Origin of the sequence: Phaeacidiphilus oryzae TH49 (assembly GCF_000744815.1) — a bacterium.
Taxonomy (GTDB): domain Bacteria; phylum Actinomycetota; class Actinomycetes; order Streptomycetales; family Streptomycetaceae; genus Phaeacidiphilus; species Phaeacidiphilus oryzae.
In genome coordinates this window covers 1,135,972-1,159,667 of the sequence record NZ_JQMQ01000005.1, presented here as the reverse complement: position 1 = coordinate 1,159,667, position 23,696 = coordinate 1,135,972, and the positions used below count along the sequence as shown (strand labels likewise).

The following is a 23,696-nucleotide window of genomic DNA, read 5'->3' as shown; positions in this document are numbered from 1 at the left end:
TACGCTTCATTAACTTCACGAATTTCTGAAACAAGTGTAGCTTCACAGGCATGACGACCGCTATCACCGTCTCCGGCCTGGTGAAGACCTTCGGCCGGGCCACCCGTGCGCTGGACGGACTGGACCTCGAGGTCCGCCAGGGCGAGGTGCACGGCTTCCTCGGGCCCAACGGCGCCGGGAAGTCCACCACCATCCGGGTGCTCCTCGGACTGCTGCGCGCGGACTCCGGGAGCGCCCAGGTGCTCGGCCGCGACCCCTGGCGGGACGCCGTCGAGCTGCACCGCCGGCTCGCCTACGTACCGGGCGACGTGACGCTCTGGCGGAACCTCACCGGGGGCGAGGCGATCGACCTCCTAGGCCGGCTCCGCGGCGGTCTGGACCCGGCCCGCCGGGCCGAGCTGCTGGAGCGCTTCGAGCTCGACCCGGCCAAGCGCGGCCGGGCCTACTCCAAGGGCAACCGGCAGAAGGTCGCGCTGGTCGCCGCGCTCGCCTCGGACGCCGAGCTGCTGGTGCTGGACGAGCCCACCTCGGGGCTCGACCCGCTGATGGAGGAGGTCTTCCGGGAGTGCGTACGGGAGGAGCGGGAGCGCGGGCGGACCGTGCTGCTCTCCAGCCACATCCTGGCCGAGGTGGAGGCGCTCTGCGACCGGGTCAGCATCGTCCGGGCCGGGCGCACCGTGGAGAGCGGGACGCTCTCCGAGCTGCGCCACCTCACCCGCACCTCGGTGCGGGCCGAACTCGCCGGCCCGGCCGGGGACCTGACCCGCCTTCCGGGCCTCCACGACCTGGTGGTCGACGGCTCCGCGCTGAGCTGCCAGGTGGAGTCCGAGGCGCTGAGCGGGCTGCTCGGCGAGCTGGCCGCGATCGGCGTGCGGGCGCTGACCACCCGGCCGCCGACGCTGGAGGAGCTGTTCCTGCGGCACTACCGGTTGCCCCAGCAGGGCGGCGAGGGCGGCGCCGAGGCCGCAGGCGGCCCGGACGGCGAGGGCGGCGCCGACGCCGCAGGCGGCCCGGACGGCCCGGATGGCCTGAGCGGCGAGGGCGGCCCGGACGGGCGCGAGGCGTCGTCGGGCGACCAGGACGGCGCCGGCGAGCAGAGCGGTTCCGGCGCGCAGGGCGGTTCCGGCGCGCAGGGCGGCGCGGGCGCGAAGGCCGGGGGCGCCCGGCGGCTCGCGAGGGGTGCTCGGCGGCAGGAGACCCTGCGATGAGCGCGGCGACTTCCGCCGGCGCCGGCCGCCCGCTTCGCGGCGAGCTGGCCGGCAGCGGGCTGCTCACCAGGACCGCGCTCCGCCGCGACCGGGTCCAACTGCCCGTCTGGGTCTATGTGGTGACCGCCTCGGTGGCCTCCACCGCGTACAGCTTCCACAAGCTCTATCCGAGCGCCGCCCAGCGCGAGTCCCTGGCCGGCACCCTGACCAGGAACGGCTCGCTGCGGGCGCTGTACGGGCCGGTCTTCGACGCCTCCACGGTCGGCGGGTTGACCGCCTGGCGGATGGTGGGCTTCGGCTCCCTCGCGGCCGGGCTGATGAGCCTGCTGCTGGTGGTCCGGCACACCAGGGCCGAGGAGGAGAGCGGCCGGCAGGAGCTGATCGGGTCGGCGCCGGTCGGCCGGCGGGCGCCGCTCACCGCCGCGCTCACCGCCGCGCTCACCGCCAACCTGGCGCTGGCCGCGCTGATCGTCCTCGCGCTCAGCGTCCTCGGCCAGGGCGGACCGGGGGCGGTCGTCCTCGGGCTGTCGCTGGCGGGCTGCGGGCTCGTGATGGCGGCGGTGGCCGCCCTCGCCGCCCAGGCGACCGGCACCTCGCGGGCCGCCAACGGCCTGTCCTCCACCGTGCTCGGCGCGTTCTTCGTGCTGCGCGCCGCCGGTGACGCCGGATCCACCGGCGGGAACTGGCTGGACTGGCTGTCGCCGATCGGCTGGGCCGAGCAGACCCGGGCCTACGCGGAGGACCGGTGGTGGGTGCTGGCGCTACCGGTCGTCGCCGCGGTGCTGCTGTCCGCGCTCGCCTACGCCGCGGCCGCGCGGCGCGACCTGGGCGCGGGGCTGCTGCCCGACCGGCCCGGCCCCGCCTCGGCCGCGCCGGGGCGGCTGGCCTCGCCGCTGGCGCTGGCCGTGCGGCTGCAGCGCGGGACGCTGCTCGGCTGGACGTCCGGGTTCGCCGCGGGCGGTGCGGTGTTCGGCAGCGTCACCCGCGGGGTGAAGCAGATCGCGCAGGGCAGCGGCCAGTTGCAGCAGATCTTCGAACGGCTGGGCGGGGAGCGCCAGTTGGTCAACGCGTACCTGGCCACGGTGGCCTCCATGCTGGCCATGATCGCCGCCGCGTACGCGGTGCAGGCGGTGCAGCGGCTGCACGGGGAGGAGGCCGGCGGGCGGGCCGAGCCGCTGCTCGCCGGGCCGGTGTCCCGGCTGCGCTGGGCGTCCGGGCACCTGCTCTTCGCGCTGGCCGGGCCGGTGCTGCTGCTCGCGGCCGGCGGGGTGGTGTCGGGGGCCGCGGCCGGCGCGGTGACCGACGGCGCCGGGCGGGAGGCCTGGCGGATGCTCGGGGCCTGCCTGGCGACGCTGCCCGCGGTCTGGTTCACGGCGGGCGCGACCGTCTTCCTGTACGGGGCGGCGCCGCGGGCGCGGGCGGCCGGCTGGGCGCTGCTGTCCGCGTTCATCGTGATCAGCTGGGTGGGGCCGGCCGTCCAGCTGAGCCACTGGGTGCTGGACCTCTCGCCGTTCCAGCAGGTCTCCCGGCTGCCGGGGACGGCGCTGAGCCTGTCGCCGCTGGTCTGGATGACCGCGCTGGCGGCGGTGCTGACCGACGCCGGACTGGTGACGCTGCGGCGGCGCGACCTGGGCTGATGCGAGCCGCCTCCTGGGCCGCCCTGGCCCGCCCTGCGCCGACCTGCGCCGACCTGGGCCGACCTGGGCCGCGCTGGGCCGACCGGCTCCCGGCGGCTCCGAGCGGCGCCTGCCGGTGCCGGCAGGTGCGGTGAGGCGTGGTCCGCGTGCCGGAGGCCGGTGCGGTGGGCGGTACTCCGTAAGCTCTGCGGGTCGAGGACGCCGACCCGGGAGGGGACCCCCGCATGCTGCAACTGCGCCTGATCGTGCCGCCGGAACTGCACGACCCGGTCCGCGAGCGGCTCGCCGGGTGCGCCGGGGTCGCGCATGTGGTCCGGGTCCCGGGCGCGGGCCTGCGGCCGGCCGGGGATCTGGTGATCTGCGATGTCGCGCGGGAGGCGGCGGACGCGCTGCTGGACGAGCTGAAGGCGGCCGGGCTGGAGGAGCGGGGCGCCATCGCGGTCTCCGACAGCGGCGCCGTGCTCTCCCCGCACGTCGCCGAGGCCGAACGGGAGGCGCCCGGGGAGGGCGCGGACGCGGTGATCTGGGCGCAGGTCTCCGAGGCGGCCCGGGACGAGTCGGTGATCAGCCTCACCTTCCTGGCCTTCCTCGCGGTCGCCACCATGCTGGCCGCCTGCGGCGTGATGCTGGACAGCGCCATCCTCATCGTGGGCGCGATGGCGGTCGGGCCGGAGTTCGGGCCGCTGGCCGCGTTCTGCGTCTCGCTGGTGCAGGGGCGGCTCCGGTGGTCGCTGCGGTCCTTGAGCACCCTGGTGGTCAGCTTCGTCGTGGCGATGGTGCTGACCTACGCGTTCGTCGCGGCGCTGGACGCGGCCGGGCTGATCCACCGCTCGCAGTTCGAGGGGCCGCGGCCGGCGACCGCGTTCATCTGGCAGCCGAACCTGATGTCGCTGGTGGTCGCGGCGCTCGCGGGGGTGGCCGGGATGCTCTCGCTGACCTCGTCCAAGACCGGGGCGCTGGTCGGCGTGGCGATCTCGGTGACCACCGTGCCGGCGGCGGCGAACGCGGCGATCGCGCTGTACTACGGGGACCTCCACCAGGCGCTCGGCTCCTTCACCCAGCTCTTCGTCAACCTCGGCGGGATCGTGGCGGCCGGCACGGTGACGCTGCTGGCGCAGCGGGTGAGCTGGCGGGCTCTGACGATCTTCGCCGAGCGGCGCAGGAGTCGGGGGTAGCCTCGGCGGCGGACGACACAGCCGTCGAATGCCGGGAAAGGGTGCTCGCGATGACCGCGCTGGTGCGATACGAGGTGGCGGAGGCCGTCGCCACGCTGACCCTGGACTCTCCGAACAACCGCAACGCGCTGTCGGCGCAGTTGATGGACGAGTTCGAGGAGGCGCTCGCGGAGGCGGGGAAGGACCCGGAGGTGCGGGCCGTCGTGCTGGCCCATACGGGACGGGTGTTCTGCTCCGGGATGGACCTCTCCGAGGCGACCGGCAGCGACCCGGCGGCGGGGCCGCGGCGGCTGGTCGGGCTGATGCGCGGGATCGTCGAACTCGCGAAGCCGGTGGTCGGGGTGACCACGGGTCACGTCCGGGCCGGCGGGCTGGGGCTGCTCGGCGCCTGCGATCTCGCTCTGGCCGGGCCGGAGAGCACCTTCGCCTTCACGGAGGTGCGGCTGGGGCTCGCGCCCACGGTGATCTCGCTGCCGCTGCTGCCGCGGATCGATCCGCGGGCGGCGGGGCGGTGGTACCTCACCGGGGAGAAGTTCGGCGCGGCCGAGGCGGCGCGGATCGGGCTGGTGACGCTGGCCTTCGAGGGCGGGGCGGAGGAGGCGCTGGCGCCGCTGCTCGACGCCTTCAGGGCAGCGTCGCCGCAGGGGCTCTCCGAGACGAAGCGGCTGGTCACGGCGGGGGTGCGGCAGGTGTTCGAGCGGGACGCGGAGGACTTCGCCGCGCAGTCGGCCCGCCTGTTCGCCTCCGAGGAGGCGCGGGAGGGCATGCGCGCCTTCCTGGAGCGCCGCGCGCCGAGGTGGGCGCGGTAGCGCGTGCCGTCCGGCGGCGCGGGGGGTCGCGACCCGGGGTTCGCTGGTGGTGTACCGCGAAGTAACCTGTGGCGCATGCCGAAGAACGCGTGGGGCGCGCTGGGGGACGGGGTGCGGCGCGTGAAGACTCGCGTGGTGCATCGGGGATGGGCCTGGGCGCAGGCCAACGGGGCGGTGACCGCGGAGCGGCCCGGGCGGACGAGGTTCCGTCAGCTCGGGGCCGGCAGCAGCCTCGCGTTCCCGCAGGGCGCGGTCTTCAACGAGCAGTGGATCGAGATCGGCCCGTACTGCATCATCGCCGAGCGGGTCACCCTCAGCGCCGGTTTCGTGCCCGGGCTGGACCTCGGTCCCGACCCGGTGATCCGGATCGGCGGCGGCTGCGTCATCGGCCGGGGCAGCCATCTCGTCGGCCACCAGTCGATCGTGCTCGGCGACAACGTCTGGACCGGCCCGTACGTCTATCTCAGCGACCAGAACCACGAGTACCGCGACCCCGAGCTGCCGATCGGCAAGCAGTGGCCGCGCAACGACCCGGTCGAGATCGGCGACGGCAGCTGGATCGGCACGGGGGCGGTGATCCTGCCCGGCTCGAAGCTCGGCCGGAACGTGGTGGTGGCCGCCAACTCCGTGGTGCGCGGCGTCGTTCCGGACCACTCGGTGGTGGCCGGCGCCCCCGCGAAGGTGGTGCGGAGCTTCACGCCGGAGGCGGGGTGGAACCCGCCCTTCCGCAATCCGGCCCCGCCGCCCATCCCCGAGGGCGTCACCCACGAGCAGCTGGTCGCCCTCCTCGGCTGGGATCTGCGGCCGCCGCCTCGGGAGCCGGACCCGGACGCGGACGCGGTGGGCTGATCCGGTCGCCGCCGGTGGCCACCGGCAGCGCCCGCGAGCGGAAGGTCCTGCGGTAGGTGTCCGGCGGCACCCCGACCGTGCGGTGGAAGTGCCGGCGCAGCGTCGTCGCCGTGCCCATCCCGGTCGCGGCCGCGATGGCGTCCACGCTGTCGTCGGTGGTCTCCAGCAGCTCCTGGGCGTGCCGGATCCGCTGGGAGAGCAGCCAGCGCAGCGGGGTGGTGCCGGTCGCCGCCCGGAAGTGCCGGCCGAGATGGCGTGAGCTCATCCGCGCCCTGCGGGCCAGGTCCTGCACGGTCAGCGGCTCGTCCAGGCGCTCCAGCACCCAGGGGAGCAGCTCGGCGAGCGGATGGTGGTCCGGGGCGGGCACCGGGGTGGTGACGAACTGGGCCTGCCCGCCCTCCCGGTGCGGCGGTACGACGAGGCGGCGGGCGACGGCGTTGGCGATCGCCGAGCCGTGGTCCAGCCGGACCAGATGGAGGCACAGGTCGACGGCGGCGGCCTTGCCGGCCGAGGTGAGCACGCTGCCGTTGTCCACGTAGAGGACGTCCGGATCCACCTCGACCAGCGGATGCCGGGCGGCCAGCACGTCGGTGTGCGCCCAGTGGGTGGTGGCCCGCCGGCCGTCCAGCAGACCGGCGGCCGCCAGGACGAAGGCGCCGGTGCAGAGCGAGGCCACCCGCGCCCGCGCCCGGTGGGCCGCGCGCACCGCCTCGACCAGCGCGGCGGACGGCGGCCGGTCGACGTCGTCCCAGCCGGGAACGATCACCGTCCCGGCGTCCCGGAGCCCTTCCAGGCCGCGGTCCGGCTCCATCAGGAACCGGCCCACCCGGACCGCCCCCGGCCCGCAGACGGACACCTCGTACCAGGGGACCCCTACGCCGGCCGGGGCGCTGCCGAAGATCTCGTACGCCACGGACAGTTCGAACTGCAGCATGCCGTCGGTGACGGCGATGGCGACCGTTCCCATGTCCGGAAGTGTACGGGTCCTGTCGTTACGGACACTCGCCTCCGGTCGGCAGGCCCGGAAGGATGACCGGGTCAGAGGTCAACGGGTGGTTCCAGCACAGGAGATGACATGGCGTCAGGGTCTGCGGTGGCGGTGTTCGGATCGTACGGTCACACCGGCCGGTTCGTGGTCGACGAGCTGCTGGAGCGCGGGCACCGCCCGATCCTCTCCGGGCGCGACGCCGTCCGGCTGAAGGAGCAGGCGGAGGAGCTCGGCGGCCGGCTGGACGCCCGACCGGCCTCGGTGGACGATCCGGCCGCCCTGGACAGCGCGCTGGCCGGCGCGGCGGCGGTGGTCAACTGCGCCGGGCCGTTCGCCGCCACGGCCGGCCCGCTGATCGAGGCCGCCCTCCGGGCCGGCATCCCGTATCTGGACGTGGCCGCCGAGATCGAGGCGAACGTCGACACCTTCGCCCGGTTCGCGGACCGCGCCCGGGCGGCGGGGGCGACGGTGGTGCCCGCGATGGCCTTCTACGGCGGCCTCGGCGACCTGCTGGCCACCGCCGCGATGGGCGACTGGAGCGCCGCCGACGAGATCGAGATCGCCTACGGGCTGAGCGGCTGGCAGCCCACCGCCGGCACCCGCGCCTCGGGCGCGGTCTCCCACCAGCGGCGGGGCGGGCAGCGGATCCGCTTCCGCGGCGGGCGGCTGGAGCGGCATGACGAGCGGCCGGTGCACCTGCGGTGGGAGTTCCCGGCGCCGACGGGCCCGCGGGAGGTCGTCGGGGAGTTCACGATGGCCGACGTGGTCACCGTCCCCAGCCATCTGGACGTGCCCGAGGTGCGCACCCACATGGCGATCGAGGCGGCCCGGGAGCTGTCGGACCCGGACACCCCCGCGCCGGTCGCGGCCGACGAGCGCGGACGGTCGGCGCAGACCTTCACGGTCGACGTGGTGGTGCGCTCGGGCGGCCGCGAGCGCCGGGCGGCGGCGAGCGGCCGGGACATCTACGCGGTGACCGCGCCGCTGGTGGCGGAGGCGGTCGACCGCGTGCTGAGCGGGCGGACCAGGACCACCGGGGTCGCCTCGGCCGGGGCCGTCTTCGACGCGCCCGACTTCCTCCGGGCGCTCTCCCCGGTGCTCGACCTGGAGTGGGCGCCGCGGTCCTAGGAGGTGGGCGCACCTCCCCTGGGCGCGCGGGGTCAGGCCGCGTCGGCGGCGGGCGGCGCCGGGCGGCTCGCACGGGCGACGACCAGCGCGAGGGTGCCGGAGATCGCCGCCAGCAGTGCGACCGACACCAGCGCCAGCGGCAGGCCGGCGAGTTGGGCCAGGAAGCCGATCACCGGCGGGCCGATCACCATCCCGCCGTAGCCGAAGGTGGAGGCGGTGGCCACGCCGTGGGCGCCGCGCAGCGCCCCCGCCCGGTCCATCGCCACCGGGAAGATGTTCGCCAGGCCCAGGCCGACCAGCAGCAGTCCGAGGATGGCCGGGACGATCGACGGGCTCAGCGCAGCGGTCAGCATGCCGGCGGCGGCGAGGCCGGCCCCGCCGGAGAGCAGCCGGGTGGGGCCGAGCCGGTCCAGCGCGCGGGTGCCGGCCAGCCGGCCCGCGGTCATCGCGATGGAGAAGGCGGAGAAGCCCCAGGCCGCCACGGCCGGGGTGGCGTGGAGGTCGCTGCTGAGGTGGAGGGTGGTCCAGTCGGCCAGCGCGCCCTCGCCGTAGGCGTCGCAGAGGGCAACCAGGCCGATCAGGACGACCAGGAGGGTGGAGCCGGCGGCGACGGCGCGGGTGCGGGCCCGAGTACGGTCGCGCCCGTCCGGGGCGCGGTCGGCGGCCGACGGCGGCTGCGCGGTCGCCGGGGCGACCGGGTTGCGCAGCAGGACGGTGCCGGCCCAGGCGGTGACCAGCAGGCCGATCAGCCCGGCCAGCGCGAGGTGGACGGCGGGGGTGAGACCGGTCGCGACGGCGCCGCCGACCAGGGAGCCGAGCAGGCCGCCGAGGCTGAACGCGGCGTGGAAGGACGGCATCTGGACGCGCGGATGGGCCGCGCAGAGGTCGACCGCGGCGCTGTTCATGCCGACGTTCAGACCGCCGTAGCCGATGCCGAAGACGAACAGGCTGAGGCCGAGCAGCAGCACCGAGTGGGTCTGCGGCGGCAGCGCCAGGGCGAGGCTGAGCAGCACGGCGGTGGCCGCGGTCACCGGCGCGGTGCCGAACCGGACGCAGGCCCGGCCGGTGAAGGCCATTGTGAGGACGGCACCGAGGGATATGCAGAGGAGGGCCAGGCCGAGGGCGCCCGGTGAGGCGTGCACCTGGGCCTTGATGGGCGGTATGCGCACCACCCAGGTGGCGAAGAGGAAGCCGTCCAGCAGGAAGAACCCGGTGACCGCGGTCCGCGCGGCCGGCCACTGGGCGTGGAGATGCCGCCGCAGTGCTCGCTGCGGACCGGAGGTGACCGGCTGGGTTTTGTTCATCTGCGGCACAAAATGAGAATAGGGGTGTGACCCAGATCAGGACAAGCCCTGCAAGCCAGCACGCGGATCGCGGCCGGGCCGCCCTCGGACCCGCCCTCGCCCTGGTGCACACCGGGCGCGCGCCGACCCGCTCGTCGCTCACCTCAGCCCTCGGCGTCACCCGCGGCACGGCCGGCGCGATCGCCGCGGAGCTGCGGCAGTTGGGGCTGATCTCGATCGACACCAGTCCGCTGGTGAGCAGCGGCCGGGGCCGGCCCTCGCATCGGCTGGCGCCGGCCGAGGACGGTCCGGTGGTGCTGGCCGCGCGGGTGCACGCGGGCGGGATCGAGGTCGCCCTGGTCGGGCTCGGGGCGGTGATCGTGGAGCCGCGGCTGCGGCTGCCGCTGCCCCGTCCGGCCGAACCCGAACCCGTGCTGCGGGCGGTGGCGGAGGCGGGGGCGCGGCTGGTGGGCGGCAGTGCCCGGCGCTGCCTGGGGTTCGGGCTCTCCGTCCCGTCGCCGGTCACCGTTCCGGACCGGACGGCGCTGGCCGCGATCTACCTGGACTGGCCGCCGAACACCCCGGTCGGCGAGCTCTTCGACCACGAGGTCCGGCGGGTGGGCCTGGAGCTGCCGAGATTCATCGGCAACGACGCCAACCTCTCCGCGCTGGCCGAGCACCGGCACGGGGCCGGCCGGGACGCCCGGCACCTCCTCTATGTGATGACCGGCGACCGCGGGGTCGGCGGCGGCCTGGTGGTGGACGGCCGGCTGCATCAGGGCAGCAGCGGACTGGCCATCGAGGTAGGGCAGTTGACGGTGCGTCAGGACGACGGGGCACGGCTCTGCGCCTGCGGCCGGCGGGGCTGCCTGGACGTGGAGGCCGATCCCCCGGCGCTGCTGGCCGCCGCCGGCGTCGGCGCGGTGGACGGGCAGCCGGTGCTGGAGCAGGCGGAGGCGCTGCTGCGGGAGCGCGGCACGGAGCCGCGGGTGCGGGAGGCCGTGCGCGAGGTGGTCGACCGGCTGGGGCTGGGCATCGCCGGGATGGTGAACCTCCTCAACCCGGACCGGGTGGTGCTGGGCGCCCTCCACGCGGATCTGCTGGCCGCCGAGCCGGAGCGGCTGGCCCGGGTGGTCGCCGAGCGGGCCTACTGGGGGCGCTCCGGCCGTATCCCGATCGTCGCCGCGCAACTCGGCGAGCCGGATCTGGTCGGCGCGGCGGAACTGGCCTGGCAGCCGGTCCTGGACGACCCTCTGACCTGCGCGTGAGCACTGCGCCGGGCCGACCCTGGCTGATCCGGCGCTAGCCGCGCTCCGCGGGAGCGAAGCGGTCGAGGCCGAGGACGGAGAGGAGGCGCAGCTTCTCCTCGGCCTCGGTGCGCGGGGGAGCGGTCAGCACCAGTAGGGCCTGGGACTGGTCCTCGGTGAACAGGACCTGGCAGTCGACCTCGATCTCGCCCAGCTCCGGATGGATCAGCGTCTTGTGGTCCTGGAAGCGCTGGGCGACCTCCTGCCGCTCCCACAGCTCGGCGAACTCCGCGCTCGCCCTCTGCAGCAGCCGCACCAGCTCGCCGGCCCGCGAGCGCGCACCGTGCCGCCCGTACGAGGCGCGCAGGTTGGCCACCTGGGCGCGGCTCTGCCGGTCCCGGTCCGCCTCGGGGTAGCGCAGCCGCGCCGAGGGGTCGGTGAACCACCGGTAGACCTCGCTGCGCGCCGGGCCGGTGTGGCCGGAGGCGTCGCCGAGCAGCGCGGCCGCCATCGCGTTCTGCACCAGCGTCTCGCCCAGGTCGGAGAGGATCAGCGCCGGGGTGTCGGAGAGCCGGTCGAGCACCCGCAGCAGCGCGGGGGCGACATGCGGGTCGGCCGACCGCGACTCGGGCGCCGAATGGCCCGCGACCCGGTACAGATACGCCCGCTCGTCGTTGGTCAGCCGCAGCGCCCGGGCCAGCGAGGAGAGCATCTGCTCGCTCGGCTGCGGGCCGCGCTGCTGCTCCAACCGGGTGTAATAGTCGGTGGACATCACCGCCAGCGAGGCCACCTCCTCCCGCCGCAGTCCGCGGGTCCGGCGGCGGGCGCCCGCGGGCAGCCCGACGTCCTCGGGCTGCAGCGCCTCGCGGCGGCTGCGCAGGAATTCGGCGAGTGCGGCACGGTCCATGCCGTCGATTATCGGCGGCGCTCCGGAACCGAACCAGGGACCGCGAATCCCCCGATAAGCGCTCTCTGCACCAAGGCCGGGAAGGGGGTCAGAGTGGAGTCATGAACATCTCCGGAAACACCGTCTTCATCCCCGGTTCCACCAGCGGCATCGGCCTCGCCCTCGCCCTGGAGCTCCAGTCCCGGGGGAACACCGTGATCGTCGGCGGCCGGCGCGCCGAGCTGCTGGACCGGATCGCGGCCGAGCACCCGGGCCTGGACACCGTGCAGATCGACACCACCGACCCGGCGAGCATCGCCTCCGCCGCCGACGAGGTGCTGGCCAAGCACCCGGACCTGAACGTCCTGGTCGCCATGGCCGGTGTGATGCGGGTCGAGGACTGGCATCGGCCCGAGTCCTTCCTGGAGTCCGCCGAGTCCGTGGTGACGACCAACGTCCTCGGGCCGATCCGGCTGATCGGGGCCTTCGTGGAGCACCTCCAGGCGCAGCCGGACGCCACGATCATGACCGTCTCCTCGGGGCTGGCCTTCGCGCCGCTCAAGGTCACGCCGAGTTACAACGCCTCCAAGGCCGCGATCCACATGCTGAGCGAGTCCCTGCGGCTCCAGCTCGCCGACACCTCGGTGCGGATCGTGGAGCTGGTGCCGCCGGCGGTCCGCACCGCGCTGCTCCCCGGGCAGGAGGAGAGCGAGTTCGCGATGCCGCTGGACGAGTTCGTCTCCGAGGTGGTCGGCCTGATCGAGTCGCAGCCGGACGCCCGCGAGATCCAGGTCGAGCGGGTGAAGTTCCTCCGCTACGGCGAGGCCCGCGGCGACTACGACCAGGTGGTCGCGACCCTCAACCAGGCGGACCCCCACGGCAAGTAGTCCGTACTCCCCGGGTGGTAGCGGAAGTGTCTGCCGGGGGCCGACGCCCCGGGCGCCGGAACGCGCGAGCCTCGATGTCAGGAAGCCGCGGAGGGCGCGGCTGAGAGCGAGGAGCACGCGATGTACCAGACCCTGTTGGCCGACGGCTGGCACGGCGGTCCCGGGCCGTGGATCCTGCTGGTGCCGCTCTTCTGGGCCGCCGTGGTGTTCGGCGTGGTGACGCTGGTCCGCCGGTCCAGGGGGTGGCGGGGCGGCCCGCCGTGGGCCGCCGTACGGCAGGCCGGAGCGGCCGGAGCGGCCGGCACCCAGCAGTTCTTCCGGGGCGGCGTCCCGGAACCGGTGGACGTGCTGAAGCGCCGCTACGCCGAGGGCGAGCTGGACGAGTACGAGTACCGGGCCCGGCTGAGCGTCCTGACCGACGAGGACCCGGCGGCGCCGGGGCCGACGGTCACCGGGACCGAGGCGGCGCCGCCCGCGGACGCCCCGCAGGACCCGCCGACGGAGAGGTGAGGAAACCGCGGCGGGCGCTGCCCGCCACGGCGAAAGCGCGCCGGGCGCGGACCGAAGTGGTCCGCGCCCGGCGCGCTTTCGCCGACGTGCTCCCCGGTTACCGGGTCAGCTCGGGACGGGCCCGGCTGAGCTCCGGCTCGGCGGCGCCCAGATCGGCGTCGTCCGGCGCCGCCTGCGGCATCGCCAGCGGGGTGAGATGGAGCACCGGATGCTCCAGCAGCCAGCGGCTGGTGGTCTGCCCGCTGGTCTGGACGGGCAGGCCCTGCTCGGCGCGGGGCACCGCGGGCGGTTCGACCAGCGAGGCGGTGACCGGTTCGAGGGAGAACCAGACGGTCTTGCCGGCGCTCTCGGGGATGGCGCCCCACTCCTTGCTGAGTGCGGCGATCACGGCCAGCCCGCGGCCGACCGACTCCCAGGCGTCCGACTCGAGCCGGCACGGCAGGGTGGGGTCGTTGTCGTGCACCGACACGGTGAGGGTGCCACCGCTGGTGCTGAGACCGAGTACGCACTCGGGGTCGTCGGCCACGTGCTGGTGCACGTTGTTCAGCAGTTCGCTGAGGCCCAGCAGGGCCTGGTCGATCAGCGGGGTGAGTCCCCAGTACCTCAAGTGGGCCTGGACGATGCGGCGCACCATGCCGAACCTCGCGGGTTCCGCGGTGAGCCGCAGTTCATACGTCCTGTCCTGATCCTCCATCACGAGCACGACTCCCTCCGAAGTGGGGCCGACTCCGCGCCCAGTGCCCCGAACGCGCAGAGTGATTGGGTCGCGACGAATAGCGACGGCTACAGCCTGAAGCCAGGATCGATTCCGCGCAAGTCGCACGGAAATGGTCTTGGCATAAGCGGCTTTCACAATTCCAAAAATGGCTACTTATAGTGTTCGGTTGTCACACTCGGTTATTATCCTCGTTATGGAATCCACTCTCGACGAGGACCGGACCGATCCCTCGTACCGGGCCTGGCTCAAGGACGCCGTGCGCAGGGTGCAGGCCGACGCCAACCGCTCCGCCGACACCCATCTGCTGAGCTTTCCGCTGCCCGAGGAGTGGGGGGTGGACCTGTATCTCAAGGACGAGTCCACGCATCCGACCGGCAGCCTCAAGCACCGGCTCGCCCGGTCGCTGTTCCTCTACGGGCTGTGCAACGGCTGGATTCGGCCCGGGCGGCCGGTGATCGAGGCCTCCAGCGGCTCCACGGCCGTCTCCGAGGCGCACTTCGCCCAGCTGATCGGGGTCCCGTTCATCGCCGTCATGCCCCGCACCACCAGCTGCGAGAAGGTCGGCCTGATCGAGTTCCACGGCGGCCGCTGCCATCTGGTCGACGACCCCCGTACGGTCTACGAGGTGTCCGCCCGGCTGGCGGCGGAGACCGGCGGGCACTATATGGACCAGTTCACGTATGCCGAGCGGGCCACCGACTGGCGGGGCAACAACAACATCGCCGAGTCGGTCTACCAGCAGTTGCGCCTGGAGCGGTTCCCAGAACCGGCCTGGATCGTGGCCACCGCGGGTACCGGCGGCACGTCCGCCACCATCGCCCGGTACGTCCACTACATGCAGTACGACACCCGGATCTGCGTGGCCGACCCGCAGAACTCGGTGTTCTTCGACGGCTGGCGCAGCGGCGACGCCGGACTGTGCTGCGAGACCGGCTCCAGGATCGAGGGGATCGGCCGGCCGCGGATGGAGCCAAGCTTCGTCCCGGGCGCGATCGACCGGATGATGAAGGTTCCTGACGCCGCGTCAGTGGCGGCGGTGCGGGCGCTTGAGGGCACCCTGGGCCGGAAGGCGGGCGGGTCCACCGGGACCGGGCTGTGGGCCGCGTTCCGGATCGTCGCGGAGATGCGCCGGCGCGGCGAGCGGGGCAGCGTCGTCTCGCTGATCTGCGACCCGGGCGACCGCTACCTGGACAAGTACTACTCGGACGAGTGGGTCGCCGCCCAGGGCCTTGATCTCGAGCCCTACGCGGAGGTGATCCGGGACTTCCTGAAGACCGGCGAGTGGTCCGGCTGACCGGGGCCGGGCAGCGGTCGGCCCGCCCGGGTACGGGACCCCCGGGCGGGCCGAGTCATGCGGAGGCGCTTGCCGGCGCGCGGTGCTGACGGTGCGTCAGGCGCGCCGGGATCAGGCCTCGCCGGCCTTGTCCAGGGCCGCGCAGCAGGTGTCCACCAGCAGGCGGGTGACCACGTACGGGTCGACGTTGGCGTTCGGGCGGCGGTCCTCCAGGTAGCCCTTCTTCTCCACCTCGACCTGCCACGGGATGCGGACCGATGCGCCGCGGTCGGAGACGCCGTAACTGTACTCGTTCCACGGGGCGGTCTCGTGGGCGCCGGTGAGGCGGGTCTCCACGCCGGCGCCGTACTGGCGGATGTGCTCCTCCGGCTTGCCCTCGGCGCCGAGCGCCTCGCAGGCGGTGACGATGGCCTGGTAACCGCCCTCCTCGCGCATCGCCTTGGTGGAGAAGTTGGTGTGCGCCCCGGCGCCGTTCCAGTCGCCCTGGGCCGGCTTGGGGTCGAGGGTGGCGGAGACGCCGAAGTCCTCGGCGGTGCGGTAGAGCAGCCAGCGGGCCACCCACAGCTCGTCCGAGACCTCGAGCGGGCCGACCGGGCCGACCTGGAACTCCCACTGGCCCGGCATCACCTCGGCGTTGATGCCGCAGATGTTCAGGCCCGCCTTGAGGCAGTTCTCCAGGTGCTTCTCGACGATCTCCCGTCCGAAGATCTCGTCCGCGCCGACGCCGCAGTAGTAGCCGCCCTGCGGGGCCGGGAAGCCGTTCTCCGGGAAGCCGAGCGGGCGGGCGCCCTGGAAGAAGGTGTACTCCTGCTCGATCCCGAAGATCGGCTCCTGGCCGGCGAACTGCTCGGCCACCGGCCGCAGCAGGGCGCGGGTGTTGGACTCGTGCGGGGTGTCGTCGATGTTGAAGACCTCGCAGAGCACCAGGACGTTGTCCCCGCCGCGGATCGGGTCCGGGTAGCTGGCGACCGGCTTGAGGACCCGGTCCGAGGCGTGGCCCTCGGCCTGGCTGGTGCTCGAGCCGTCGAACCCCCAGGTGCCGGGCTTCGCGCCGTCGGCGAGGACCTTGGTCTTCGAACGGAGCTTCGCGGTCGGCTTGGTGCCGTCGATCCAGATGTACTCGGCCAGGTAGCTCACGGTGGGTGGGTCCTCGGGTTCCTCGGGGTGGATTCTTCGCCCGCACCCTCGCAACCTGCGATTTCCCGATCATTGCTCTGATGTGAACACCGTGTTACCGGACTGTCTGGTTCCGCTCCTCCGGGGCGGCCGCGCCGCCGGCGCCCGGCTCGGAAGCAGGCTCGGAATCCGGCTCGGAATCCGGCTCGGCGCCGGTCCGGGGATCCGGGATGCCCCGGCGGCCGGCCCGCTCGTCCAGTCGGGCCGCGGCCTCCGCGAAGACCCGGCGGAGCGGGCCTCGGGACCGTCCGAGGAGGGCGCCGGCGGGCGGGACGCAGTCCACCGCCATGGTCCAGGTCACCTGGGTGCCGGAGCCGTCCGGGCCCGGGGCCAGCCGCCACTCCTCGACCAGGGCGCGGACGCCCGGGGCGTTGGTCTCCTCGACCCGGTAGGCATAGCGCTCGCCCGGCTCCCAGGCGATCACCGTCTCGACGAAGCGGACCCCGCCGCGAAGGCGGATCACCCGGCCGGTGCCGGCCCCGTAGGGCGGGCTGCCGGCGTAACCGGCCTCCCGGATCGCGGTGAACCAGCGCGGCCAGTCCTCCGGGTGCTCGGCCAGCTCGGCGAAGACCGCGTCGGGCGGGGCGGAGAGTCCGGCCGTGTGGATGAGCCGGAGGGGGGCTCGCTCGACGAAGGCCAACGGTTCGGGACGCAGAACCCTGCGTACCATCGCGCCACCTCCAGTCCGTCGGGGATGAAAGAGATCAGCTTAGGTGACGGAGTGTCAGCGGTCCAGTACGCACCGGGGGATGTACACGTCAGCCGGGGGTCGGCGGAGGGGCGGCCGGGGGTCGGCCGGGGGTCAGTTCTGCGCGGCGGTCTCCGGTTCCGCGCCGGCGATCACCAGTTCGCGGACCTGCTCGGCGAGGGCGGCGCGGATCTCCGCGGGCAGGTCGGCGTCGGTGACCAGGGTGTCGATCTGGTCCAGGGCGGCGAAGGTGGACAGGCCCACCGTGCCCCACTTGGTGTGGTCGGCCACCGCGATCACCCGGCGGGCCGAGGCGACGAAGGAGCGGTTGGTCTCCGCCTCCGCGAGGTTGGGGGTGGAGAGCCCGGCCTCCAGGGAGAGCCCGTGGCAGCCGAGGAAGAGGAGGTCGAAGTGGAGCGAGCGGATCGCCCGGTCGGCGATCGGGCCGACCAGCGCGTCGGAGGGGGTGCGCACGCCCCCGGTGAGCACCACCGTCGTGCCGCGGGTGCCGGCGCCTCCGGGCTGGCGCTGGGCGTGCTCGAAGACGTCCGCGACCCGTACCGAGTTGGTCACCACGGTCAGCCCGTCCACCTGGAGGAGGTGGTGGGCCAGGGCGAAGGTGGTGGTGCCGCCGGAGAGGGCGACCGCGCTGCCGGGCGGGACCAGTCGGGCGGCCGCCCGGGCGATGTCCTCCTTGGCGGTCAGCTCCAGGCTGGACTTGGCCTCGAAGCCGGGCTCGTGGGTGCTCGCCTCGACCACCGGGACGGCGCCGCCGTGCACCTTCTCCACCACGCCCTGCCGGGCGAGGGCGTCCAGGTCCCGGCGGACCGTCATGTCCGAGACGTTGAGCCGCTTGGTCAGCTCGTTGACGCGGACGCCGCCGCGCCGGCGCACCTCGTCCAGGATCATCGCCCGCCGCTGCTCGGCCAGCAGGTTGCTGTTCTCGGCCACCGCTGCCGCCCCGCCTTCCCTCGGCTACGCGGCGTCCTGCCGCGTTGAGAGGGCAATGTTCGCATGGGTGCGCTGACCGGAACAGCACGCTGTCAGGAACCTGGGGCGATCCCGTGCATGTTGCCTCCCGGGCGGCCCCGGAACCGGGATGATTGCGACGAGTCGCACGACTCGGCGGGATCGGAACGGAGCGGGGGAGCGGACGATGACGGTGGCCGACTCAACGGCGGGCGCCCGGACGGCCCCCGGGGTGCGACCGGCCGGGGCGGAACCGGCCCGGGCCCCGGCCCATCCGGCGCTGGAGCTGCTGGTGCACGGGGTCGGCGGGACGACCCCCGCCGACATGCTGGAGGACCCCCGGGTGGTCCGGGTCACCGGGGACGACGTGGCCGGCACCTACCGGCGGGCGGACGAGCGGGACTCCCGGGCGCGGGTGGTCCAGGAGGCCTACTCCTGGGGCAACCTGACCTCCGGCAGCGGCGCCCGGGCGTTCTGGCTGCTGCTCCTGCCGTTCATGGTGGCCAATCTGGCGTACTGGATGCGGCCCGCGCGGATGGGCCGGGTGGCCGCCGGGGCGTACGGACTGCTGGCGCGGCTGGCCGGGCTCGGCCTCACGGTGCTGATGGTGGGCGCGGCCGGTGAGGTGGCGCTCGACCTCACCGCCTGGCAGTGCGCGGGCAGCCGGTGGTGCTCCTCGGGGAAGTCCTGGCTGGGCTGGCTCTCGGCGGCGCACGGCGGTTGGTGGAGCGAGCCGGGGCGGCGGATCGCGGTCTGCGCGGCGGTGCCGGTGGCCGTGGTCGGCCTGCTGTGGTTCCTCTCCCACCGCACCTGGGCCGCGTACGAGGCGGCCCGGATGCCGGGCGGGCGCGGGGACTGGCGGCCCGCGGGGCCGATGCAGCAACCCGGCTTCTGGTGCGGACTCGGGGTGGTGCGGCGGCTGCGCCTGGTGCACGTCGCGGCCGGGCTGCTGACGGTCGCGTACGAGGTGGCGCTGCCCGCGCTGCGGTTCGACGCGGACGGCTCGCGCGGGGCGGCGGTCGCCGGGTGGCTGCTGATGGCGGTGATCGCCCTGCTGGCGGCGGGAGTTCTGGCGGGCCTGGTCGCGTCGCGACGGACCGACGGCCCGGGCGCGCTGGACCCCGGCCGGGAGAACCCGCTGCTGCGGGCCCTGCCGTGGGCGGGGCTGGCGGCGCTGCTGGGCTCCGCGGTGTACGCCGGCTGGTCCCGGCCGGGCTGGGTCTCCACGGGCACGCTGCCGGGTGCCTCGGCCGCGATGGTCGCCATGTGCGGGGCCCAACTGGTGCTGGCGCTGGGGGTGCTGGCGGTCTCCCTGCCGTACTGCCGGCGGGGGCCGGCGCGGGCGGACGCGGAGGCCGCTGCGGCCGACGAGTCCGGTGAGGCAGCTGGGGCCGGTGGGGCAGCTATGTCCGGTGAGGCAGCTGAGGCGGTCGAGCCTCACGCGCACGGCGGGTCCGCCGGGCCGGCCGGGCCCGCTGCGGGCGTCGGCGCGGAGGGGCGGCCGGCGGCTCCGGCCGTTCCGGCGGCCCCGGCCGTTCCGGCGGGCCGGCGCCCGGCGGACGACTCGGCGGGCGCGGCGGTGACGGCCACGCCCTCGACGCACGCGGCCGGAGCGGGCCCCGCGGCGGCGGAGGCGCCGGTCGTCGTGCCCGGTCCCGGGGTGCGGGCGGCCGGCGGGGACGAGGGGTTCGGCGGCTCGGACCGGGTGGCCTTCGGCGGTGTCGGCGGGGCGGTGACGGTGCTCCTCGGCGGGGGGCTCGGGGCGCTCTTCACGGCCGCGGTCTCGGTCTGGGTGGCCGACTGGCTGGACCGGGGAGCCACCCCCGGCGCGCCCGGCGGCCACATCTCCGGGCCGCCGACCATGCTCAGCTGGAACGACGCCGGGCTGCCGGTCGCCCTTCTGCTGCTGGCGCTGCTCCTCCTCGGCCCGGTGGTGCTCACCCTCCGCCGGTCGCGGGCGCTCGGCCCGCAGGTGGAACGGGCCTACCGGGTGGAGGCGGGCGAGGCGGAGCGGCGGACCCGGGAGATCGCCGGGGCGATGGCCCGTGCCCGGCTCACCGAGGCAGGGCCGCTGCTCCTCGGCACCCTCGCGGCGATCGCCTTCGTGCTGGGGGCGGCGGCCATCGCCGGGGCCGAGGCGTCCCGGCAGATCCCCTCACAGGCCGCCGCGCACGCCCCGCTCTTCCTCTCCTACGCCGTCACCACCGCCCAGGCGCTGGGCAGTTGGCTGGTGGCCGCCACCGCGGTGGCGCTGGTCGGGCTCGGCCGGACGGCGTACCGCAAGGTGGGGGTGCGGCGGACGGTCGGCGTGCTGTGGGACATCGGCACCTTCTGGCCGCGTGCGGCCCACCCCTTCGCGCCGCCCTGCTACGCCGAGCGCGCCGTCCCCGACCTGGTCTGGCGGATCAGCTCCTGGCTGGCCGAGGACCCCGACCGCCGGCTGGTGCTCTCGGCCCATTCGCAGGGGACGGTGCTGGCGGCCTCCGCCGTCTGGCAGCTGGATCCGAGGACCCGGCGCCGGGTGGCCCTGCTGACCTACGGGTCGCCGCTGCGCCGGCTCTACGGCCGGTACTTCCCGGCCTACTTCGGCCCGTCCCAGCTCTCCTGGCTGCACCGGGACGCGCCGGCCTGGCGCAACCTCTTCCGGATCACCGACCCGATCGGCGGGCCCGTGCGGGTGGCCGTGCCGGCCGGCGAGGAGCCGGTGGACGCCGAGCCCTTCGTCGACCCGCTGGTCTTCGACCGGGACCTGGACGGCCACCCGCTGCCGGTCCCGATCAACGCCCACTCCCACTACCAGGCGGACCCGCGGTTCGCGGAGGAGCGGGCGCGGATCCTCCGCGAGGTCTGAGCCGGACCGCGCCGGCGTCGGCGCCGGCTGGCGTCAGCGCCGCCGCCAGGCGAGGATCCAGCCGGCGGTGCCCAGCGCGCCGACGCCTGCCACGGCCATCGCGCCGCCGGTGCCGGTGAGCGGGGCGAGGGCGCCCACGCAGGCCGGGGCGAGGCCCTGGAGGGTCATCATCCCGGAGCCGAGGAGGCCGAAGGCCTGGCCCTGCCCCTCCTCGGGCAGCGCCGCGAGGAACTCGCGCTGCAGGCCGAGCCCGTGGGCGAAGCCGAAGCCCGCCGCCAGCAGCAGGACGGCGGCGAGGAGGCGCCCCGGCTCCGCGGCGAACCCCAGCAGCGGTAGGCCCATCAGCGCGATCAGCGGCACCACCAGCCGCTCCCGCCGGGCCGGGCGGACGAACCGGCCGACCAGCAGGTCGCCGAGGAGCATGCCGACCGGCAGGCAGGCCATCAGCACCGCGTAGCTGCCGGCGGGGAGGCCGCGGCCGCCCGCGTACGCGGTGATCAGGCCCTCCGCGCCGGCGACGAAGGCGCTGGGCAGCCACTGGGCGAGCAGCAGGCGGCGGACCGGGCGCTCGCCCAGCAGCTCCCGGTTCCCGCGCAGGCTGCGACGCAGGGTGCCGCCGCTCGCCGCGGCCCTGCGTTCCACCGCGATCCGCGGCAGCCGCAGCCGGATCGCGGCCGCGCAGAGGAGGTGGATCGCCGCGCCCCCCGCCAGCGCGGCGCGCGGGCCGAGGGCGGCGACGGCGGCGCCTCCGAGGGCCAGGCCGAAGAGCTGCGCGCCACTCCCGGCCATGTTGCTGAGGGAGCGCCCCAGCACATACGCGTCGCCGGTCAGCCAGCGGGCCACCAGCCGCCCGGAGGCCCCGCTGAACACCGGGGTGCCGAGGGCGACCAGGGCGATCAGGCCGAGGGCCGCCCAGACCGGCATCCGGGTCAGCGCGATCAGCGCCGAGGCGGCGCCCTCCAGCAGATAGCCGCAGGTGATCAGCGCCCGAGGTGGGAGGCGGTCGGCCAGCGCGCCGAACAGCAGCGAGCCGAGGGCCTGCGGGAGGAAGCCGGCGCCGAAGGCGAGCGCGCTGAGCAGCGCGGAGCCCGTGCCCGCGTAGACCAGCGCGGAGAAGGTGCTGATCCGCAGCGAGCCGGCGGTCACCTCAAGGACCCGGGTGAGGAAGAGGAGGCGGAAGCGCGGCTCGGCCAGCACCTCCCGGTAGGCGGTGCGGGGACGGGCGGGCGCGGCCGGGGCGGCCGTCGGCGGGGTGCGGTGGTCACGGGGAGCAGCCTGGGGGAGCCGCCCGGGGGACCGCGAATGTTTCGTCCCAGGGCGTAAGGTCGGCCGCCGCCGCTCTATCGTGGTGCCGTGCTCAGCTTCGCCACCTCCGCCGAGGACCTGCTGCGCAGCCGGTTCGCGCTGTCGCCGGTCTTCGAGCTGGGCTGCCTGCTGCGCCGGCTGGCGGGCCGGGACGAGGCGCTGCCGGCCGACTGGGCGGCCCGGCTCGGCCCGGTCTTCGCCCGGCTGCGCCGGGACCCGGCCCTCGCCGCCGTCCTCGCCCTCCACACCGCCCGCAGCGGGGCGGACTTCATCGCCCCGCCGCCCCGGGGGCTCGCCCAGACCTGGGAGGAGGACCTCGCGGCGGTCCGGGCCACCCCGCCGGCCGTGGCCCGGCGGGAGATCGACGGGCTGCTCCGCCGGGCACCGGCCCGGGAGCCCCGGGCGGCTGAGGTGCTGGCCTCCGCGGAGGTGGTGGAGACCGTGGCGGCCGCCATGGACCGGGCCTGGCACGCGCTCCTCGCCCCGGAGTGGCCGCAGCTGCGGGCGGTCTGCGAGCGCGACGTGGTGCACCGGGTCGGCGTGATCGGGGCGCGCGGCTGGCAGGTCGCGGTGGAGGAGCTGCATCCGGCCCTCGCCTGGCGGGGCGGGCGGCTCACCCTGCCGATGAGCGGGCCGGACCTGGAGGTGGACCTGGCCGGGGAGGGCCTGCTGCTGGTGCCCTCGGTGCTGGTCTCGCCGGGGATCGCCGCCTTCCACGAAGACCCCTGGCCGAGGGCGGTGATCTACCGGGCCCGCGGCACCTCCGTGCTGTGGGAGCGGGCGGCGCCGGACCCGGACGCCCTCGGCGCGCTGGCCGCGGTGGTCGGCCGGTCCCGGGCGCTGCTGCTGGTCCAGCTGGCCACCCCGGCCAGTACCAGCCAGCTCGCCCGAAGCCTCGGGCTCGCCCCGGGCGCGGTGGGCGACCATCTCGCTGTGCTGCGCGGGGCGGGACTGCTGGCCCGGGCCCGCTCCGGCCGCTCGGTGCTCTACCGGCGCACCGCGCTGGGGGACGCGCTGGTGCGCGGGCGGGCGGAGGCGTAGCGGAGGGGCGGCGGAGCAGCGGGGCCGTTCGCCGGCTCGCCGTCATCCCGCTGTGCTGCTCTGCTGGGGGCGAAGGAGGTGGCGCGGATGAGGCGGCTGCCGCGGGCGGCGTACGAGAGCGAGTTGGGCCGGCTCCAGGCCGAGCTGGTGACCATGCAGGAGTGGGTGAAGGCCGAGGGCGTCCGGCTGGTGGTGGTCTTCGAGGGGCGGGACGCGGCCGGCAAGGGCTCCACCATCAAGCGGGTGACGGAGTATCTGAACCCGCGGGTGGCCAGGATCGCCGCGCTCCCCGCGCCCACCGAGCGGGAGCGGAGCCAGTGGTACTTCCAGCGGTACGTGGAGCATCTGCCGGCGGCCGGGGAGATCGTCCTCTTCGACCGCAGCTGGTACAACCGGGCCGGGGTCGAGCACGTCATGGGCTTCTGCACCAAGGAGGAGTACTGGCGGTTCCTCCACCAGTGCCCGGTCTTCGAGCGGATGCTGATCGAGGACGGCATCCTGCTGCGCAAGTACTGGTTCTCGGTGAGCGACGCGATGCAGGAGGAGCGCTTCCGCAAGCGCGCCGAGGACCCGATGCGCCGCTGGAAGCTCTCGCCGATGGACCTGGAGTCGCTCACCCGCTGGGAGGAGTACTCCCGGGCCAAGGACGAGATGTTCGTCTACACCGACACCCCCGAGTCCCCGTGGTTCGTGGTGGAGAGCGACGACAAGCGGCGGGCCAGGATCAACATGATCGCCCATCTGCTGTCCACGGTCCCGTACCGGGCGGTGGAGCGCCCGGTGCTGAAGATCCCGGAGCGGCCGCCGGCCAACGGCTACCAGCGACCGCCGCGCGATCTGCAGACCTATGTCCCCGACCACGCCGAGACGGTGGCGCGGTCCGGGAAGCCGGGGAGATCGGGGAAGGCGGCGAAGGAAGGCCGACGAAGGCAGGGCGATGAGGGCGGGTCGGTGAACGCCGGTCGATGAAGGCCGGCTGGTGAACGCCGGCTGGCGAAGGCCCGCTTCGGCCGGGGTCGGCCCCCGGCCCCGCCGGGGCGGTACGCC

General features: G+C 74.9%; 21 protein-coding genes. 13 read left to right on the top strand and 8 right to left on the bottom strand.

Annotated features, from left to right (window positions below; all coding sequences use genetic code 11):
- The first annotated feature begins 50 nt into the window (after positions 1–50).
- The 5 genes from BS73_RS09520 to BS73_RS09500 all read left to right on the top strand — a co-directional run bounded on the left by BS73_RS09520 (position 51) and on the right by BS73_RS09500 (position 5,678).
- Positions 51–1,208 (top strand): ABC transporter ATP-binding protein, encoded by a 1,158-nt coding sequence (locus BS73_RS09520; protein ID WP_084703932.1) that lies wholly within the window; start codon positions 51–53, stop codon positions 1,206–1,208.
- Positions 1,205–2,845 (top strand): ABC transporter permease, encoded by a 1,641-nt coding sequence (locus BS73_RS38160; RefSeq protein WP_037571071.1) that lies wholly within the window; start codon positions 1,205–1,207, stop codon positions 2,843–2,845. The genes BS73_RS09520 and BS73_RS38160 overlap by 4 nt, the downstream gene beginning before the upstream one ends.
- Before the next feature lie 224 nt (positions 2,846–3,069).
- Positions 3,070–4,020: a DUF389 domain-containing protein gene (locus BS73_RS09510; RefSeq protein ID WP_037571069.1), complete on the top strand. Its 951-nt coding sequence runs from the start codon at positions 3,070–3,072 to the stop codon at positions 4,018–4,020.
- Between the two features lie 50 nt (positions 4,021–4,070).
- Entirely contained in the window at positions 4,071–4,829 is a 759-nt protein-coding gene (locus BS73_RS09505; protein ID WP_051939749.1) for an enoyl-CoA hydratase family protein, read from the top strand.
- Positions 4,830–4,904: 75 nt separating this feature from the next.
- A complete protein-coding gene (locus BS73_RS09500) occupies positions 4,905–5,678 on the top strand; it encodes an acyltransferase (RefSeq protein ID WP_037571068.1) in 774 nt (257 codons plus the stop codon).
- On the opposite strand, the gene BS73_RS09495 is transcribed toward BS73_RS09500, so the two are convergent.
- Positions 5,590–6,645, bottom strand: a complete 1,056-nt coding sequence (locus BS73_RS09495; protein WP_084703931.1) for a helix-turn-helix domain-containing protein — start codon at positions 6,643–6,645, stop codon at positions 5,590–5,592. The genes BS73_RS09500 and BS73_RS09495 overlap by 89 nt on opposite strands.
- Before the next feature lie 108 nt (positions 6,646–6,753).
- On the opposite strand from BS73_RS09495, the gene BS73_RS09490 reads away from it, so the two are divergent.
- Positions 6,754–7,794, top strand: coding sequence for a saccharopine dehydrogenase family protein (locus BS73_RS09490; protein WP_037571066.1), 1,041 nt, complete (start codon positions 6,754–6,756; stop codon positions 7,792–7,794).
- A 32-nt stretch (positions 7,795–7,826) separates the two neighbouring features.
- Here the strand turns inward: BS73_RS09490 and BS73_RS09485 are convergent, their stop codons facing one another.
- The gene (locus BS73_RS09485) at positions 7,827–9,098 is read right to left on the bottom strand and encodes an MFS transporter (RefSeq protein ID WP_084704610.1); all 1,272 of its coding nucleotides are present in this window, start codon (positions 9,096–9,098) and stop codon (positions 7,827–7,829) included.
- Between the two features lie 26 nt (positions 9,099–9,124).
- Here BS73_RS09485 and BS73_RS09480 point away from each other — a divergent pair, with 26 nt between their 5' ends.
- A complete protein-coding gene (locus tag BS73_RS09480; protein ID WP_235215360.1) occupies positions 9,125–10,345 on the top strand; it encodes an ROK family protein in 1,221 nt (406 codons plus the stop codon).
- A gap of 34 nt (positions 10,346–10,379) precedes the next feature.
- On the opposite strand, the gene BS73_RS09475 is transcribed toward BS73_RS09480, so the two are convergent.
- The gene (locus tag BS73_RS09475) at positions 10,380–11,231 is read right to left on the bottom strand and encodes a helix-turn-helix transcriptional regulator (RefSeq protein WP_037571062.1); all 852 of its coding nucleotides are present in this window, start codon (positions 11,229–11,231) and stop codon (positions 10,380–10,382) included.
- A gap of 101 nt (positions 11,232–11,332) precedes the next feature.
- On the opposite strand from BS73_RS09475, the gene BS73_RS09470 reads away from it, so the two are divergent.
- Both BS73_RS09470 and BS73_RS09465 read left to right on the top strand, forming a co-directional pair.
- A complete protein-coding gene (locus tag BS73_RS09470; protein ID WP_037571061.1) occupies positions 11,333–12,097 on the top strand; it encodes an SDR family oxidoreductase in 765 nt (254 codons plus the stop codon).
- Positions 12,098–12,217: 120 nt separating this feature from the next.
- Positions 12,218–12,607: an SHOCT domain-containing protein gene (locus tag BS73_RS09465; RefSeq protein WP_051939748.1), complete on the top strand. Its 390-nt coding sequence runs from the start codon at positions 12,218–12,220 to the stop codon at positions 12,605–12,607.
- Positions 12,608–12,704: 97 nt separating this feature from the next.
- On the opposite strand, the gene BS73_RS34545 is transcribed toward BS73_RS09465, so the two are convergent.
- Entirely contained in the window at positions 12,705–13,301 is a 597-nt protein-coding gene (locus tag BS73_RS34545) for an ATP-binding protein (RefSeq protein ID WP_152617561.1), read from the bottom strand.
- Between the two features lie 217 nt (positions 13,302–13,518).
- Between BS73_RS34545 and BS73_RS09455 the strand changes: the two genes are divergently transcribed.
- Entirely contained in the window at positions 13,519–14,619 is a 1,101-nt protein-coding gene (locus BS73_RS09455) for a PLP-dependent cysteine synthase family protein (RefSeq protein WP_037571060.1), read from the top strand.
- A gap of 111 nt (positions 14,620–14,730) precedes the next feature.
- Here BS73_RS09455 and glnII read toward each other — a convergent pair whose 3' ends face one another.
- From glnII to BS73_RS09440, 3 genes are all read right to left on the bottom strand, one after another.
- Positions 14,731–15,756 (bottom strand): glutamine synthetase, encoded by a 1,026-nt coding sequence (gene glnII, locus BS73_RS09450; protein WP_037571059.1) that lies wholly within the window; start codon positions 15,754–15,756, stop codon positions 14,731–14,733.
- A 94-nt stretch (positions 15,757–15,850) separates the two neighbouring features.
- Positions 15,851–16,465: an SRPBCC family protein gene (locus tag BS73_RS09445; protein ID WP_084703930.1), complete on the bottom strand. Its 615-nt coding sequence runs from the start codon at positions 16,463–16,465 to the stop codon at positions 15,851–15,853.
- Positions 16,466–16,597: 132 nt separating this feature from the next.
- Entirely contained in the window at positions 16,598–17,434 is an 837-nt protein-coding gene (locus BS73_RS09440; protein ID WP_037571058.1) for a DeoR/GlpR family DNA-binding transcription regulator, read from the bottom strand.
- Positions 17,435–17,639: 205 nt separating this feature from the next.
- On the opposite strand from BS73_RS09440, the gene BS73_RS09435 reads away from it, so the two are divergent.
- Positions 17,640–20,303, top strand: coding sequence for a hypothetical protein (locus BS73_RS09435; RefSeq protein ID WP_051939746.1), 2,664 nt, complete (start codon positions 17,640–17,642; stop codon positions 20,301–20,303).
- A 33-nt stretch (positions 20,304–20,336) separates the two neighbouring features.
- Here the strand turns inward: BS73_RS09435 and BS73_RS09430 are convergent, their stop codons facing one another.
- The gene (locus BS73_RS09430) at positions 20,337–21,500 is read right to left on the bottom strand and encodes an MFS transporter (RefSeq protein ID WP_037571057.1); all 1,164 of its coding nucleotides are present in this window, start codon (positions 21,498–21,500) and stop codon (positions 20,337–20,339) included.
- A 156-nt stretch (positions 21,501–21,656) separates the two neighbouring features.
- Here BS73_RS09430 and BS73_RS09425 point away from each other — a divergent pair, with 156 nt between their 5' ends.
- Both BS73_RS09425 and ppk2 read left to right on the top strand, forming a co-directional pair.
- Positions 21,657–22,649 (top strand): ArsR/SmtB family transcription factor, encoded by a 993-nt coding sequence (locus BS73_RS09425; protein ID WP_037571056.1) that lies wholly within the window; start codon positions 21,657–21,659, stop codon positions 22,647–22,649.
- Between the two features lie 87 nt (positions 22,650–22,736).
- Positions 22,737–23,618, top strand: coding sequence for a polyphosphate kinase 2 (gene ppk2 / locus BS73_RS09420; RefSeq protein WP_084703929.1), 882 nt, complete (start codon positions 22,737–22,739; stop codon positions 23,616–23,618).
- The last annotated feature ends 78 nt before the right edge of the window (positions 23,619–23,696 follow it).